General features: G+C 31.3%; 14 protein-coding genes. 9 read left to right on the forward strand and 5 right to left on the reverse strand.

Translation table 11 applies throughout. From position 1 onward, the window contains the following. Positions 1-238: 238 nt before the first annotated feature. The gene (locus NEF87_RS23350) at positions 239-1,228 is read right to left on the reverse strand and encodes an ADP-ribosylation factor-like protein (protein WP_371803935.1); all 990 of its coding nucleotides are present in this window, start codon (positions 1,226-1,228) and stop codon (positions 239-241) included. A gap of 219 nt (positions 1,229-1,447) precedes the next feature. Between NEF87_RS23350 and NEF87_RS23355 the strand changes: the two genes are divergently transcribed. Further along, positions 1,448-1,984, forward strand: a complete 537-nt coding sequence (locus tag NEF87_RS23355; RefSeq protein WP_457917725.1) for a GTP-binding protein — start codon at positions 1,448-1,450, stop codon at positions 1,982-1,984. A 7-nt stretch (positions 1,985-1,991) separates the two neighbouring features. Here the strand turns inward: NEF87_RS23355 and NEF87_RS23360 are convergent, their stop codons facing one another. Both NEF87_RS23360 and NEF87_RS23365 read right to left on the reverse strand, forming a co-directional pair. Then, positions 1,992-2,552 carry a 3'-5' exonuclease gene (locus NEF87_RS23360; RefSeq protein WP_457917726.1) on the reverse strand — a complete coding sequence of 187 codons (561 nt, stop codon included), beginning with the start codon at positions 2,550-2,552 and terminating at the stop codon, positions 1,992-1,994. A gap of 1 nt (position 2,553) precedes the next feature. Then, positions 2,554-3,081 carry a TIGR00725 family protein gene (locus NEF87_RS23365; protein ID WP_457917727.1) on the reverse strand — a complete coding sequence of 176 codons (528 nt, stop codon included), beginning with the start codon at positions 3,079-3,081 and terminating at the stop codon, positions 2,554-2,556. Between the two features lie 218 nt (positions 3,082-3,299). Between NEF87_RS23365 and NEF87_RS23370 the strand changes: the two genes are divergently transcribed. Together NEF87_RS23370 and NEF87_RS23375 are read left to right on the forward strand one after the other, a co-directional pair. Then, positions 3,300-4,595, forward strand: coding sequence for a hypothetical protein (locus NEF87_RS23370; RefSeq protein WP_457917728.1), 1,296 nt, complete (start codon positions 3,300-3,302; stop codon positions 4,593-4,595). Between the two features lie 31 nt (positions 4,596-4,626). After that, the gene (locus NEF87_RS23375) at positions 4,627-5,295 is read left to right on the forward strand and encodes a GTPase (RefSeq protein WP_457917729.1); all 669 of its coding nucleotides are present in this window, start codon (positions 4,627-4,629) and stop codon (positions 5,293-5,295) included. A 20-nt stretch (positions 5,296-5,315) separates the two neighbouring features. Here the strand turns inward: NEF87_RS23375 and NEF87_RS23380 are convergent, their stop codons facing one another. Beyond that, the gene (locus NEF87_RS23380) at positions 5,316-6,275 is read right to left on the reverse strand and encodes an AIR synthase related protein (RefSeq protein ID WP_457917730.1); all 960 of its coding nucleotides are present in this window, start codon (positions 6,273-6,275) and stop codon (positions 5,316-5,318) included. A 101-nt stretch (positions 6,276-6,376) separates the two neighbouring features. On the opposite strand from NEF87_RS23380, the gene NEF87_RS23385 reads away from it, so the two are divergent. Next, the gene (locus tag NEF87_RS23385) at positions 6,377-7,921 is read left to right on the forward strand and encodes an ADP-ribosylation factor-like protein (protein ID WP_457917731.1); all 1,545 of its coding nucleotides are present in this window, start codon (positions 6,377-6,379) and stop codon (positions 7,919-7,921) included. Positions 7,922-7,931: 10 nt separating this feature from the next. On the opposite strand, the gene NEF87_RS23390 is transcribed toward NEF87_RS23385, so the two are convergent. Next, on the reverse strand, positions 7,932-8,711 hold the full coding sequence (locus NEF87_RS23390) for a hypothetical protein (protein WP_457917732.1): 780 nt from the start codon (positions 8,709-8,711) through the stop codon (positions 7,932-7,934). A gap of 244 nt (positions 8,712-8,955) precedes the next feature. Here NEF87_RS23390 and NEF87_RS23395 point away from each other — a divergent pair, with 244 nt between their 5' ends. From NEF87_RS23395 to NEF87_RS23415, 5 genes are all read left to right on the forward strand, one after another. Continuing rightward, entirely contained in the window at positions 8,956-9,534 is a 579-nt protein-coding gene (locus NEF87_RS23395; protein WP_371803944.1) for a TATA-box-binding protein, read from the forward strand. An 89-nt stretch (positions 9,535-9,623) separates the two neighbouring features. Continuing rightward, complete coding sequence (locus NEF87_RS23400) at positions 9,624-11,243, forward strand: DUF402 domain-containing protein (protein WP_371803945.1); 1,620 nt, start codon at positions 9,624-9,626, stop codon at positions 11,241-11,243. A 91-nt stretch (positions 11,244-11,334) separates the two neighbouring features. Then, a complete protein-coding gene (locus NEF87_RS23405) occupies positions 11,335-11,586 on the forward strand; it encodes an Lrp/AsnC family transcriptional regulator (RefSeq protein WP_371803946.1) in 252 nt (83 codons plus the stop codon). Between the two features lie 19 nt (positions 11,587-11,605). Further along, entirely contained in the window at positions 11,606-12,967 is a 1,362-nt protein-coding gene (locus NEF87_RS23410; RefSeq protein ID WP_457917733.1) for a hypothetical protein, read from the forward strand. A 97-nt stretch (positions 12,968-13,064) separates the two neighbouring features. Beyond that, positions 13,065-15,308, forward strand: coding sequence for a hypothetical protein (locus tag NEF87_RS23415; RefSeq protein ID WP_457917734.1), 2,244 nt, complete (start codon positions 13,065-13,067; stop codon positions 15,306-15,308). Positions 15,309-15,389: the final 81 nt, after the last annotated feature.

The raw sequence follows: 15,389 nt of genomic DNA on the forward strand, positions 1-15,389 counted from the left end.
GGAGCAAAAAAATACCTAAATTTTAATTTCAAAAAGAGTTTTTCTTTTAATCATGTGAAATTTTTTAAATTCTCTCTCCTTCAGACCCACCGACTTCAATCTTGACTTTAGAATTCTAACTTGGTTAACAATTTGGATATCAGTATTGAGTCTTGGTAAAATGCTGGGTCAGAATTACTTATCATTATCAAGGATTTGATAAATGAAAATAAAAGGATTTAAAAAAAAAAACTCTGAATTACAAAATGCTTTTCAAAATTTTAATAAATGAAATAACTTCTTCTCGTTTAAAGGATCCAGTTCCTTTCTGCTTCATAAGCAAGATATAAAGAGGGTCTTGGGTTTTTTCAATATTAAATTGATCGATATAAAATTCATTATCACCCCGTTCCACTATCATTTCAGTTACACCTTCATCTTGCTTTTCCAAAGTATCACTTAGGGTTAAGAAATATGGCGTACTGTTTGCAAGAATTTGTTTTGAGGTATTGTCTGCAAAATGTTGTCCAATAACCAATGAATTGGAATCCAATACTATTGATGCATTAGAATTGATCTTACCTGAAAATTCTTTAATCGTTTTATCTAAAAGTTCGGATTGGGGGTAAAGTTGGAGCAATATTTCACTAAAGACACTGATAATCGACCATAGATCAAAGATCGTTGTTTCTGTAAAGGAAACATTAAATTCTTCATTAACAATTTTTCTAACGTTCTCTTTAATCTCAGAAATAAATCCCTTTAAGTGAACACCTTTTTCCTTGACATAATCTGGATCATTTTTATGGAAAAGGATGTAAATGAAAGGTTCAATATTCAAGGTTTTAAATTGTTTTATTACATCAGCAAAATATGACAAAGATTCAGCAATACGTGGTTTATCTTGAACATCTATCATATAGATACACACCGAAGTATTATCGAAGTACTTAGTTGGTTCTTTCAAATACGCTATACGATATCTCTCCTGCCCCCCAAGATCCCATTCCGATATTTGTTTTCCTAAGTAATTGAAGATCGCTCGTTGGGCTTGTCGAGTTGGCTTTAGCATGGCAATTTGAGAAATCTCTCTCTGAAGTAGTTTGATTATTGTCGTTTTTCCTGAATTATCCAACCCTGTGAAAAGAATCTTTTCTTGTACTTGGCGAATCTCTGATTGTTTTTGCTTCTCTTTCAGTGTTTCTCCTAAATCTTGAGCAAACTGTGCGTCTTCTTTATTATTTTTCATTTAATTTTACACCGATAAACTATTTTCTATTTTGAAGTATAGTTGATTTTTAGGAAATTTATTTCTATTGATTTTGATCATTTTTTTTAACAAATTTTCTAAGATGTGAGAAATAAATGAGTAGAAATCAAATTAGAAGTTAATAAATACTCAACATAACTTTGAGTTAAAATCATTGTATAAATCACATTAGGAGAATTTAATATTTTACAACCAAATTTGAAGTTAATTTTAATGGGAAATCCATCTTCAGGTAAAAGTTCAATACTATATCGATTGTTTTCAAGAGAATTTCAATTGGCGTACATGCCTACAATCGGAATGGATTATTATGAAAAATTTTTCTCAAAATATAATATTCTTGCTAATTGTCTCGATTTTGGAGGGATTGATGTGATTGATGTCATAAATTCTCCATTTTTTAAGGAAGTTGATGTTGTGTTATTTGTTTGCGATATATTTGATAACTACAATCAAAAAAGTTTTTTGAAATTATCTCATTCAATAAAAAATCAGAATTCTCAAAAGGTGCACTTTATTATTGTTCGGAATAAATGCGATTTAAATCCTATAACAAATGGAGAATCTCAAAAAATCGACCGATTTTGTGGAGTTAATGAATTTAAATATATTCACTTATCAGCTAAAACTATGCAAAATTTTGATCTTCTAAAGAAAGCATTATTTTCATCTTTTTCAGACCAAAAAGAACAAATTTCTTGTCTAAATTGTTCTACGATTTCAGATTACAATTAATCGGAGATTATTTTGCTTTCCATGCACCGATATCATAAAGAGCTTTTACTATATCTGCTTCATGAAGAGCATCATCATACGCGCGGTGTTCTTCCATATAGTCCTTTTTATTTGGAAAGAAATACTCCCAAGCTTCTTGTACGCTAGGCCATTTATATTCATCATAAAATCCCGGAATTTTTAGCACCGGAGTGGCTTTAATCATGGGACAATCTAACTCTTTGTGTATTTTTATCCCTCTAGTTTGTAAAAAACCAAAATCAAACTGTTTATTATAAGCTGTGACTGGAAATTTTAAAAGAATTTTTTGAATTTTTGGTTTGACGCATTCCCATGTTGGACCATTTCTAACATCTTCTATTGTTAAAGAAGAATTCTGAAATACCCAAGCATTTTCTAATAATTTATCTTCATGCAGAAAGTCAAAATTCACTTCCCTGCATGTGGAATCGAATAGTTTTGATTTAAAATGTGACTTTAAATCGAGCAAACAAATTCCAATTTCTACAATTGTTCCTGTTTTTGGTGTTCTTCCTGTAGTTTCTATATCTAGTACGGCTATTTTCAATCTAAATCACTCTCATTAATTCAATTAGCTGTTCGACGGCCTTCTTCGGGGTTTTTGCTCCTTGAATTATTTCCTTTCTGCTTTCATCAATCCTTGTACCTGCCAATTTTTGAGACCAACCACCCGAAGTTGATAATGAAACAATTGGTTTTTTTAATCGCCAAGCAAAAGCAATTTCGCTTAGGGTTCCAGCTCCTCCGGATAAAGTTATTATTCCATCTGCGCTAGAAACCAATATAAAATTTCTTGCTTCTCCAATTCCACTTGGTATGATCAAATCTACATATTTATTTGCCTGAGATTTTTCATAGCCTGGCAAAATTCCAATTGTAAACCCTTTTTGAGATTTTACTCCTTTACAAACAGCCTCCATAGTTCCTCCCAAGCCTCCACATATGAGAATGTATTGTTTTTTTGCGATTTCTTGACCTAATTGTTCTGCTAGGTGATAATTCTCTTCAGAAATATTCGATGCTCCACAAACTGCAATTACTCCATTATAGGATTGAAAAGATGGGATATTGATCATACTTTTTTTTCTCGATTCTATATGTAATATATTTAAATGATTTTAAAAAATTCATCTAAAATATTTCTAAAATAATTTTAAATATACGACTATTTCAATCGAATTGAATTAGTTCTTTTGATATATTAAATTTATAAGGAAATTATCCATATATCTTGAGTTTAAAATGGTTTAATTTTCATTAATAAAATTCATTGTGGTAATATTAGCTGATTAAAATGGCGAAAAAGAAATCCAGTAAAAAGAAAGCGTCTTCATCTTCGAAGAAATCGACCGTCAAAAAGAAACCTGTTCCAAAAGCAAAAAAAACTTCCAAATCTAAAGCTGAACTAGAAGCAAAGAAGAAAGCTGAACTTGAAGCGAAGAAGAAAGCTGAACTTGAAGCGAAGAAGAAAGCTGAACTTGAAGCAAAGAAGAAAGCTGAACTTGAAGCGAAGAAGAAAGCTGAACTTGAAGCGAAGAAGAAAGCTGAACTTGAAGCGAAGAAGAAAGCTGAACTTGAAGCAAAGAAGAAAGCTGAACTTGAAGCAAAGAAGAAAGCTGAACTTGAAGCAAAGAAGAAAGCTGAACTTGAAGCGAAGAAGAAAGCTGAACTTGAAGCAAAGAAGAAAGCTGAACTTGAAGCAAAGAAGAAAGCTGAACTTGAAGCAAAGAAGAAAGCTGAACTTGAAGCGAAGAAGAAAGCTGAACTTGAAGCAAAGAAGAAAGCTGAACTTGAAGCGAAGAAGAAAGCTGAACTTGAAGCAAAGAAGAAAGCTGAACTTGAAGCGAAGGAGAAAGCTGAACTTGAAGCGAAGGAGAAAGCTGAACTTGAAGCGAAGGAGAAAGCTGAACTTGAAGCGAAGGAGAAAGCTGAACTTGAAGCTGTCGCTTCAAAACAAGATAAAGAGAATAAAGGTGTTGATAAAATGGGTCAATATAAAGAAAAAGAAGAAAAACAAGAATATACTACTAATGTTATTGTGAATTCTGAGGATTTGACTACAGAATTCTTAACTGATTGGAGATGGCATGTTACCATACCTTTCCATGAAATTAACGAAGAAGTTGCCTTATTAGAAACTAAAGGTGATAGATTAAGCGAATATATTATTCAAAGTCTTAAAATGCACGCTTTCAGTGGTTATAATAAAATTGGATATTTCCCTGAAGATACTCATGCTATATTGTGGAATGAAAAAGAAAATCTTTTCTCTTTAATTCTAACAAAGGATTATGAAATTATAGACAAAAATTATGACATAAATAAATGCCACATCTTTATGGATGAAGAAAACATGAATGAATTTATCAAATCTCAAAAGACAAAGAAGAAAATTGTCCATAAAAGTGAACGTACATTAGGATTACGAGAAAAAGAAGCCTATGATCTAGCAGATTATATAAAAACACTACCGAATATCATATATGGTCGTAATGATCTGGATTTAACCGAAGATGAGCGTTTTGCAATTAAAATCTTGATAACAAAATTGCGTCCAAAGATACTAGGGTTGTATCATTTAATTGATTAATTTTTTTTAAAAACTAAATTTGATGATAATCATGAAAAATGTACCCATATCCGATGAATTATTCAATAGAGTTATGAAATATCAAGAAGATAAAAGCCTTGAAGCCTTTGAACCCGTCGCAAAACGAATGATGGGGATCTATGATCTTTCTCCGACTCAAGAAAAGAAAATAATGTTGATTGGGGAAGCAGGTGTTGGAAAATCGACTATCCGACAAACCTTTTTCAACTATGACGATCCAAAAAAAATGCTTGAAAATTCTCTAGAGCCAACCCGTGGAGTTGAAAATTTCAACTATATTATTTCTGACATTAATCTCCTTGTGTTGGATACTGCGGGTCAAGAAATAGAAGAATTACTTGAAAAAGATCCTGAAATGCATTTTAGCGACGTTGATGCTGTAATATATGTCGTAGATGCTTCCAAATATCAACAAGAGAATATGAAAATCTATGATTTACTCTATAGAATTAACAAAACTGCGAAATTTTATTCTCCTGAAGTGAAAATTTCGCTATACTTACATAAAATCGATTTGATCAAAGAAGATGCTGTAAAAACCTTTAAATTCCGTGCGAATTCTCGTCATAAAGGATATGAGTTAACAGAAAAAATTGAAATTCCCATGTTTTTTACTAGCATTGAAAAGGAGTTTATTAAGCAATTAGAACTCGCATTCTTAAATCTTTTTTATTTATAAATTCCATTTAATGGTAGATATTAAATCAATTTTTTTTTTTTTTGCTCGTCTTGTAGATATATTGAATTTCCTTCAATTATCTCTCCGATTTCATAGAAAATCATTTTAGATTTTTCAATTTCAGCTTGACAATGAGACTTTGTTAAATTACTACCAGTGATTATAAATCCAGAAGTTAGAAAGAGAAAAAGAAATTCTAAAAGTGTATAAGGCATACGATTTGAATGATATTGTTGGTTAATTTTTTCAATATCTAAAATTGCACCTTTCTTATTATACTCTAACAATTGAAGCAAAGTCCCCAGAATTCCCCCATTAGATATATCTTTACATGTTGTAATGAGTTTCCGGGCTATGCAATTGCGAATAAAATCTCTTTTTCCATAAAATTCTTCTGTTTCTTTCATTGTAATCGTGTCCCAATAATACTTATTGGCTGCTGCGGGTTTTCCATCTATATCCCATACGATTGCAATAAAATTTCCAATTTGCGCATTTTTAGCGGATAAAAAATGAGAAATTTTTGCAGTACCGATTATAGTAGTTGTTAAATGAGTATTTTCTGAATCTGTAGTAGTATGGCCTCGAATTAAAGGGATGTGAAATTTGTTCGTTGCTTTAAGCATGCCTTTAAATATTTGCTCACCTAATTTTGGATCAGCATATTCTACTGTGCTAGTGCATGCAATTGGAATTCCACCTGCAGCCATAATATCGTCAATTCCAACATATATTGAGGAAAAGCCAGCGCCATAAGGGGATTTTATTACAAATTGAGGTAAAAGAGCATCTGTTGAAATTAGAATTAAATCTTCAGATTCAGGTGTTAAGCGAATTGCTGCAGAATCTTCTCCAATGCTCGCATAAATTTGTTCTGATTTATATCCTTGTTCTCGAATCTGGTTTAAAATAGGTTTGAGTTTTTCTTTTTCTTGAATATTTCGCGAATTTTTAAACCTTTCAATAATGTCATCAAGCATTTATAATCAAATGTAAGTTATATATCAAAATTAATTAAAATTGAGAATTTCTCAGAAAAGAAACAAAGGATTTTTAGATTTGAAAATCCAATATTTTCCTAATGATTAATAAAAATGAGAGTGAAAAAGTATCTTCCTATCCCTTTAATGATTTGCTTGTGAAAGGATGTGTATTCTCAATCTATTCTGATATGGGTCCTGAAGCAATTTTGTGTTATCCATTACCAAAAGATACATCTTTTTCCTTACTTGATCTTTCCTCTCATATATCATCTTTTTCTCAACGTAATTACATGCAAGTTGCTGTAAAAAGCATTTCATTGTTATTGACGGATTATTCTTTCGAAGATAAATCAAATAACTATCTTGAAAATATTCATATTTTTGGAGTTTTACCCTATCCAGATATGAAATGTGTCGGTTTGACCTATTTTTGTTATTATTTTTCTTCTAAATCTGATCAATATATACCTGCTACCATTACATTATTTGTACATGAAGATCATAGAAATTTTATTTATGATGCTTTTGATAGATTGAAGCAAGATATACAAAATTTTACTTCATCTCTTATTAAGGTGTGTCAAGATCACCATATTTCGTCAGAATTGGGGGCTCAAGATTTTTGGGTGGAAAATTTACCTCGATTCATTAATTTCTTTCAAAAAATTGAAAAAATCCAATCAAAACCCATTTCGCCTATTACCCAAAAACGGCGGATCAAAATATTATTTACAGGATTAGAAAATACGGGGAAAACAAGTTTCCTTTTAACAATAAAACGAGAATTCAGTGCATTGCCCAGTTTACTCCCCACCACTGAACCAACAAAGGATAGTCTTGATTTTTTGGGAACAACGATTATGAAATGGGATATCCCAGGTCAGAAAGTATTACGGGATGCTATTCTTAAGAATGCTGAACGCTATCTCTATGATTCAGATGTTATCTATTACTTTATTGATATTCAAGATCCACAAATTGCTGATTCTAAGATATTTTTAAGTCAGATTGTTTCTAGTTTAAGTCTATCAGGAATAAAAGTTCCAATTATCTTCATCTTAACAAAATGTGATGAAGATATTATTCATTCCAGTAAAATAGCAAACCAGATCCAACACGTAAAAACAATTTTTTCTAATATAGTCAAGGATGTTCCTCATAAATATTTTGAAACCTCTATTTTTTCTGATTATAGTATTTTAAATGCTTTTAGCTATGGAATTCGTCAATTATCTCCAAATAAAGAAATGTTAGAGCATCTCATGTGGGAATTTATTGGTAGATTGGGTATGATAACTGGTCTCCTATTAAACGAGAACGGAATTGTAATTGCTTCTGCCGATATCTCAGATGGGGATACGACAAACAAATTTCCCCATAGTCGAATCTTTGAAATTGCTGCACCTCAGTTTACCACAATCGCTCGCCAGTTTACCCAATATAATCCTCACAAGAGAAATGATCTTATTAAATATCAATTTTCAAATGATGATATTGTGCTTCTAAAGAAATTTAAAATACTCGATTTTATGTTTTTCTCCTTATTTTACACAAAGAAACTTGAGTCCGTGGATCAGCTTGAGCAGAATTTTCCTGTTTTTATAGAAAAGATAAAAAATTTAATAGAAATGTATATTTCTTAATCGATTTCTTTCAATCAATTTTCTCGGTTACATTCTCGTTTTCTTCTTCAGATACAATTAGATTATCGTCGGATTTTGTAATAACATTCTTAACTTCATTTTGAGGTCCACTGATGAGAAATTTTATTTCCTCTCCAATCCACATCAAACTTATAATAAATTCAGGTACGAACTTATGAACAATTAAAACGCATGCAACAGCAATAAAAGAACTTGCACTTGAAATAGGATAGTGTAAATCATCCCAGTTTGAACCATTATATAAGGACAGCTGAATCACCATTCGAAGGATATTAACGATATAGAATACAAGGGTAGTCCAAAATATTGCGAGTAGTTTTCTTCTCCAGATATTATCTTTATTGTTAAAGACTTCCTTAATCCTAGCAAGAATTTTTCTGATAGGTGATGTTTCTGCTGGTAATTTGGTGGTAGAATTGTCCGATGTATTGTGAGGTATTACCAAAATTACTCCAACAAAGATTGCTATTGCTTGAATTCCGGTACACAATGTCTCCATATTAATCGGACCATATCTGGAACCACTTTCAGATACTATTTGATAAACCCATGGATTTAAGGGTCGTGATTCATAAAAAATTAATTCATTTGCATTTCCTGTTATTAAATTGATTATCGGTAAGGTGATTTTTGCCGAGATTCCATGTAACCATACCCAATCATGCGAAAAATATATGCCCAATGCAATTACTGGTGCTCCAATAATAAGTATTAGAATTTTGATCCAATCAAACTCATATATTTTTCCATCATAATCTATTTTTCCCATTAGTAACTGTAAAAAAATATTGTTTTATTAAAATTGTGATTATACTCCTTTGTTTCTATGGACTAAGATCATTTTAATTTCTGCATAATTAATTTTCCAATGAAGAATTTTTTAAGAGATTTAGTACACATGTTATATATAGAATTTGTAAAAAATACAAAGTTTTTATGAAAAAGAAAGCAATATAAAAATATTCAATTCTGGATGTTCTAAAATTTACATCCTCACTTAGGAAGATATCACAGTGCCTGAAACAATTAATGTTGAAAATAAACGCCATTCTGCTACATACAGTATTCAAAATATTGTTGTTTCAGTGGAATTAAATCGTGATATTAATCTTAAAAGTATTTGCGAAGCATATAAAGATGCAGAAGAAAATTTAAACAAGTTTCCGGGAATTTGCCTGCGCTTGAAAAAGCCAAAATGTGCAATCTTGTTGTTTTCCAACGGTAAAATGGTAATTACTGGATTAAAATTATCAAAAGATGCTCCGGTTGTAATAAATCGGGTTATTGATCGATTAAACGCGATTGGTATTGAAATAGTTGATGATCCAGAGTGGCGCCTTGTTAATTTAGTTTTAAGTTTAAATTTTCGGCAATCAATTCCTTTAGATGAAGCTGCATTACTTTTATCTCATAGTATTTATGAACCCGAAGTCTTTCCTGGTTTAATTTTCCGAATTCAAGAACCTAAAGCAGTTTTTCTCATTTTTAGTTCTGGAAAGGTTGTTTTAACAGGTTTGAAAGCCGAAAGCCAAATTTTACCTGCAATTAAACTCTTGGGCAAAACATTAAAAGAAAATGGTTTGCTCAACTAACTTGAGTGCAAAATCTCAAAAACCCTAAAATTTTAATTTTCTTCAGTTTTCAAGTTCATATACAAAAATTATTCACATAGTGAAATTTTATGGATGCAAATAAGCCAGCTGTTTATATTCGGGGGATTTATTCTACTGCCCTAACAAAAATATTCATTGACGCGGGATATCCAATCATTTTCGCATCAAAAGAAATTCGAAAACGCTTTAATCTCCCATTTAGGCCCAAAAAAGGATATTCAAAAGATATAACTATTAGAGATCGGCTTGATAAACAAGGAGTATCAATCATGTTTAAAAAGCACGTATGGGAAAAACTTGAAGCTGAAGAATTCAAAGATTTTCCATTGTGGCAAACCAATAATGCTAATTTAATAGTATATAAAGCACGTTTTCACAAAAATGCTATTTATCGCGGGTTGATTGTTAAATCTAATCGCAATTTTAATTATTCTTATGTTCGTCTTGCCCCAGAATCAATAAATAAAAATGGAGAGCTGGATTCAGATGATTTTAAAACAACAGTTGCTAGATATGCTCGTTACATCCCTGATTCAAAGGAAGGTATTTTTCAAATCACGCATGAAGATAGCGGTGAAAATTATGCTTCACTTGGGTCATTTTATACGATTCCAGGAGATTTGATCGTAATCGTACCCTACAATAATAAAGTTATTATCAGCAAAGAAATTACGTATGGGAAGCAAAAAAAACGTTTATTTGATCTTGGTAAAGAAATTCAACAAACTAAAAAATATGGATTCATATTTCGAACTGCTGCGGAATTAGCAACTAATGACGAAATACTCGAAGAGGTAGATCGCTTAGAAAAAGATCTAATTCAAACACAAACTGATATTACACAATTCCCAGATCGGATTGGAGAAATTTATTCTAACTATCGTTCAATTAATGTTATATTTCCAGCTCAAATGAAAAATGAGTTGGATAATATTCGAAGAACAATCTTACCTACTCTTGAGTCTCACCATATTATTAAATCGTTGCCAGTGTGGAAAAAAACTGCAAGTGAGCCGAAAAAAGATGATAATAAATTCCAAGACCGAAGAAAATATGATAAAAAGCAATCATTTCGTGAAGAAGATGAAGGACAATCTTTGAATTTTGGAAAACTCGTAGATTTTACCGAAAATTTGTTGAAAGGCGTAGACTCATCCCAACATGACACAATACATCAAAATTTCTTGCATGAATATTACAAAGAAATATTAAAAACCCGGAAATCCTTCTCTGTTTCTCATCAAAAATTAAGTGGAAAAACAATCCATCTATCTTCTGGATATATTAAAGCAGTAGAGCTTGAATCTAATCTGCAAAATAAAGTTGTTTTAAAACGAAGAATGCGTGAAGGTGGATTGTATGATGGGCTAAACACGCCCATTGAATATGGGGATTATGCTATTGGTGAATATACTCAAGGAAGTTGGTACTATGTGAGTTCCTATTATTCAGCCAACAATGAACTCAAGGGAAGATATTACAATGTCAATACTCCGATCGAAATTACCGAAGCTGGGATTCATTACATCGATTTAGAGGTGGATGTGGTGGAAAACATGGTTGGAGAAAGAAAAATTATTGATAAAGACATTTTAGATCATGCTTTGGACATGGGCTTCATTTCTGAGGAAATGTATGCTAAAGCGATAACTCTCGCCGAAAATATTGTAGAAGGACGGGTTGTTTAATCGTTTACACGTATATACCCATTTTTTGCCCTTTTTATCAATTTTTGAAAGGCGGTATTTTTTTTAGTAATCTTTCTTTATTGTAATTGATATGGGAAAAGTACTTGCTTTCACATTTTTACAGATTGAGCGCCAAAAACGCAATATGGTTAAAGATTACTTGATTAACTTACCCGAAGTTAAGGCCTATTATCGTTTGACGGGAGCCTACAATGGATTAGTCGAAATTGAAACTAATGATACTGAAGAGATGTACGCTCTCTATTCTGAACATATTGACAATTTGGATGGTATATTGGAAACCCAAACACAAGTTGTAATTAAGAAATTTTCCGTTCGATAATGATCTTGGAGATTTTTTGATGATTTCAACAATTTTAATTTTGGTACTTGTAAATGTTCTCGTTGGATTAGGTCCTTTATTCATCAAGTTCTTGCCTTCATTGAGCCCATTTTCAATTACTTTTGTAAGATTTTTTATTTCTGCTCTGTTAGAGCTAGTTATTATAATTGTTCTTTATATCCGTCTGTATTTTCAATTTAAAAATAAGGATTGTGTTTTAGATTTTCGGACGATTGTAAAACAGTCCTTGAAAAACTATTATGGAGGGAAAAATTCTCAATTTCTAAAAGGAAGATCACAATTATTATATCTGGCCTGGGTAGGCTTTTTACAAGTTGGGATTGTCGTTCCCTTTTATTATTTAAGCTTTGAATATATGGGTGTGGTACTAAGTACAATCACTTCTTGCTCAATACCAATCATTGTAATTGCTTTTATTAATTGGGCACAAAAACATGAGGAAATGGGGGCTTTTAAACTGATTTACTTATTTCTTCTAGTTGCGGGGGTCATTACTATTGCTTTTAGTAGAACTGGTAATGAAAATCAAAAACTAAGCTTTATCGGTGTTTTTGTTCTTATTCTCAGCACAATCGCTTACATCAGTTATTTAGTTTCTGTCGGCCGGGATTCTCAGTTAAGGGTAAAATTATTTGACCATTTTCGAGTCAGTGGGTTTCCCAATTCGAAAAAAATCATCCAAACAGTCAATTTGTTACGTTCATTTCTTAAATTATTTGGAATGCATTTCTTTGGAACTCTTTGTCTTTTGATTTTATCCGTGATCCTAAGTTTTATTGCTCCAAATGGTGAAATTGGATTAAAGTGTCATCAATTTTTATACATTGACATAAAATCCTTTGGATCTCTTCTTCTTAATCCCTTTGTTCTTTCTATAGCATTAATTTGCACTTTACTCCCCTTCTTCTTACAATTATTTGCTTCCATGAAATGGCCTCGCTTTACTCTAAGTTTTGAATCTTGGAACAGTATTTTAATTGTAATTCAACCTTTAATGGGATTGTATATTGGTTTAATTATATGGGGTGAACCTATTCAGAGCGATTATGTTATTTTCACAACAATTTTCCTTGTGATTTCAATTCTAATTCGTTATCTCCATGAAAATTCTAATTTTATGCTTGTTCTCTTTACTGTAAGGGTAATAAATGTGAATGCGAAGAAATTGATCACATTCCTTCATTCAATTAAAGAAATTGATGAGATCAATTATTCTTTAGGGAGATATGGTTTGTTAATTCACGCAAGTGTTCGCTCTCTCCCACGATTGTTTATTATTAAAAAAAGCCTTTTAGAATTTCCTGGAGTACTTGAAGTAAATTATTACCCTGAAGTGGCGATAAAAACCGATTCTACATGACGGAGTAATTAATTTTAATTCAAACCTTTTTTAATAATCTATTAAATGCCAAGAGTGCTCATTTTTTAATTAATTAAAAAATAACCCTTCATAAATTATGTCTGTAACTGATAAGTTCATTTCTCTTCCGAATAAATCTCCAAAGTGTACTTTTTCCTTAGAAAATTTTCCTGGAATTGGAAAAAAAATTCGGGAAAAACTGTTAAATTACTATTCTAATGAGAATGATGCGTTAAAAGCTATTCAAGTTGGTGCTGTTGGATGTGTTCCTGGAATTTCATTTAAACAAGCATTGAAATTTGCTCAAACCTATTTCGAATTAACTGAAGAGGTTTCATTGATAGACGTTCTAGTTACTCCAGATATTACCGAAATTTATGACAATGTTATTGGGCATATTGAAAAATATGCCAGAACTAACTACTCTAAACTAAAATTACGCTTATATTTTCCCTTACCTTCACATAAAATTCAATTGATCAAAGAAAGACAACAATATTTTTATAAATCGATTCAATTTGTCCAAAAACACAGTCAAAATTTAAAAGAGCGAGGGTTTTCTAAATTGCTTTCTGCTTTGGATAATTTAAAACAAGGTGAGGATTTTCCGAAAATCCGTTCACGCATTATAATTACTGATTCTCAAAAAGTTGAAAATTTTCTAGTTGAAGAAGATATTATTTCTTCAATTGTGTTTGAAAAAATTAATTTCAGCAAGATAACTGATAATTTGAAGTTTTTCCAAAATTACAGCCGAAATTTTGATGTGGTAATTTATTGTGGGGATCATTCAGAAAAAATCCCTGCTTTTTCTAATTTAATAACCATTCCATCAAAAAATATGTCTATTGAGACACTTGTTCCCGAAAAAATAATTCGTGTTTTTGGATTTAATAAAAATATTATCCAGTCTATGATTAGGATCGTTGTCAATTTAAAAAATCTTAAAGAAGAAAAATTAATTAATCATTTTTTATCTCACTTCGATATAAAAAAAATAAGAACCCTGAAAGAAAATACATCCATCTTGGATGAAAAAGGCGAAATTCTCTCGAAGATAGATTCTACTCTAGATGAATTCCGTGCGATTGCCGATGAATTTTCTTCTTTGGTTGGTGAAACAGAATCTTGGATCAATGACCAAATTCAAAGTGAAATAGGTCAACGTTCAATTCAAATTCAAGGTAAGCAAATTTTAGATTTGATCCGGACTGATTTATCCATTGAACAAGTTCGCAATTATATACCAGCTGAAGTCGATGAATTAATCGAAGAAACCATTCATAAAGGACTTGAAACACTCTGTAAACAGTTACATTTAGGAAAACAAGATCAGGATTTAACATTGAATTTAATTCCCGAAATCATTGAATTTCCCATACAGCTTAACACTCAAGAATGCGATGTGTTAGAAAAGAAAATATCAGCTCGTTTAAATACACATAAATACTCTGTAATGGTGAAAATTGCAAGTCAATTGAGTGAAACTTATGAATATCTCCTACAACTTCATCAAATTTTGCTTGAATTCGACTTTTTTTATACTATCGGGACCTTTGCTCATCAATTTGGATTATCAATCCCTCAAATTCTAGAAAAACAATATGGTTTTTTTGGGACCAATTTGACCAATTTAGAGTTAAAATCTGAAAAGATTTCTAACCAAGATTCAAAAAAGAATGATCCCGAACCAATTCCAATTACTTATCAACTAGGATCTTGTACAGATTCTAAAATTCCTGAAATTACGCCTGCGACCCTCTGTCTATTGACGGGGAGCAATTCAGGTGGAAAAACAATGTGCATAAATACTTGTTCACAAGCAATTATATTAGCTCAAATGGGATTTCCATCTTTGGGAGATCTAAAATTTCATCCTTTTGATGAATTATATTATTACAAAAAATCAAGTGGTCAACTATCTGCTGGGGCTTTTGAGACTACGCTTTTGCAATTTGTTCAATTAGCTCAATCCCCGAAATTGAAGATTGTTTTTGCCGATGAATTAGAATCTATAACTGAACCAAATGCAGCATCAAAAGTTCTTTCTGGAATCTTCTCTTTATTGCTACAAAATCCCAATAATTTTGGTATTTTTGTCACTCATTTAGCTGAGTTGCTTCAAACGAATTTCACAGCAAAACAAAAGAATTCTATCCGTATTGATGGAATTGAAGCCACAGGATTGGATAAAAATCTCCATTTAATCGTTGATCGAAATCCAAGATTCAACTATGTTGCCAAATCAACACCAGAATTAATCCTAACTCGATTGGCAAAATCTGGTTCCAAAGAACAACAATTATTCTTTTCAACTATTCTTAAATTATTCAATCATTGAGAATAAGATTTTTTTTTTTGTTTTGTGAATTTTACATTCACATTTTTATTCTTTTAAGATATAAGATGTTATATAGGATTG

The sequence above is a fragment of the Candidatus Lokiarchaeum ossiferum genome (assembly GCA_025839675.1).
GTDB classification, from domain to species: Archaea; Asgardarchaeota; Lokiarchaeia; order Sigyniarchaeales; family Promethearchaeaceae; genus Lokiarchaeum; species Lokiarchaeum ossiferum.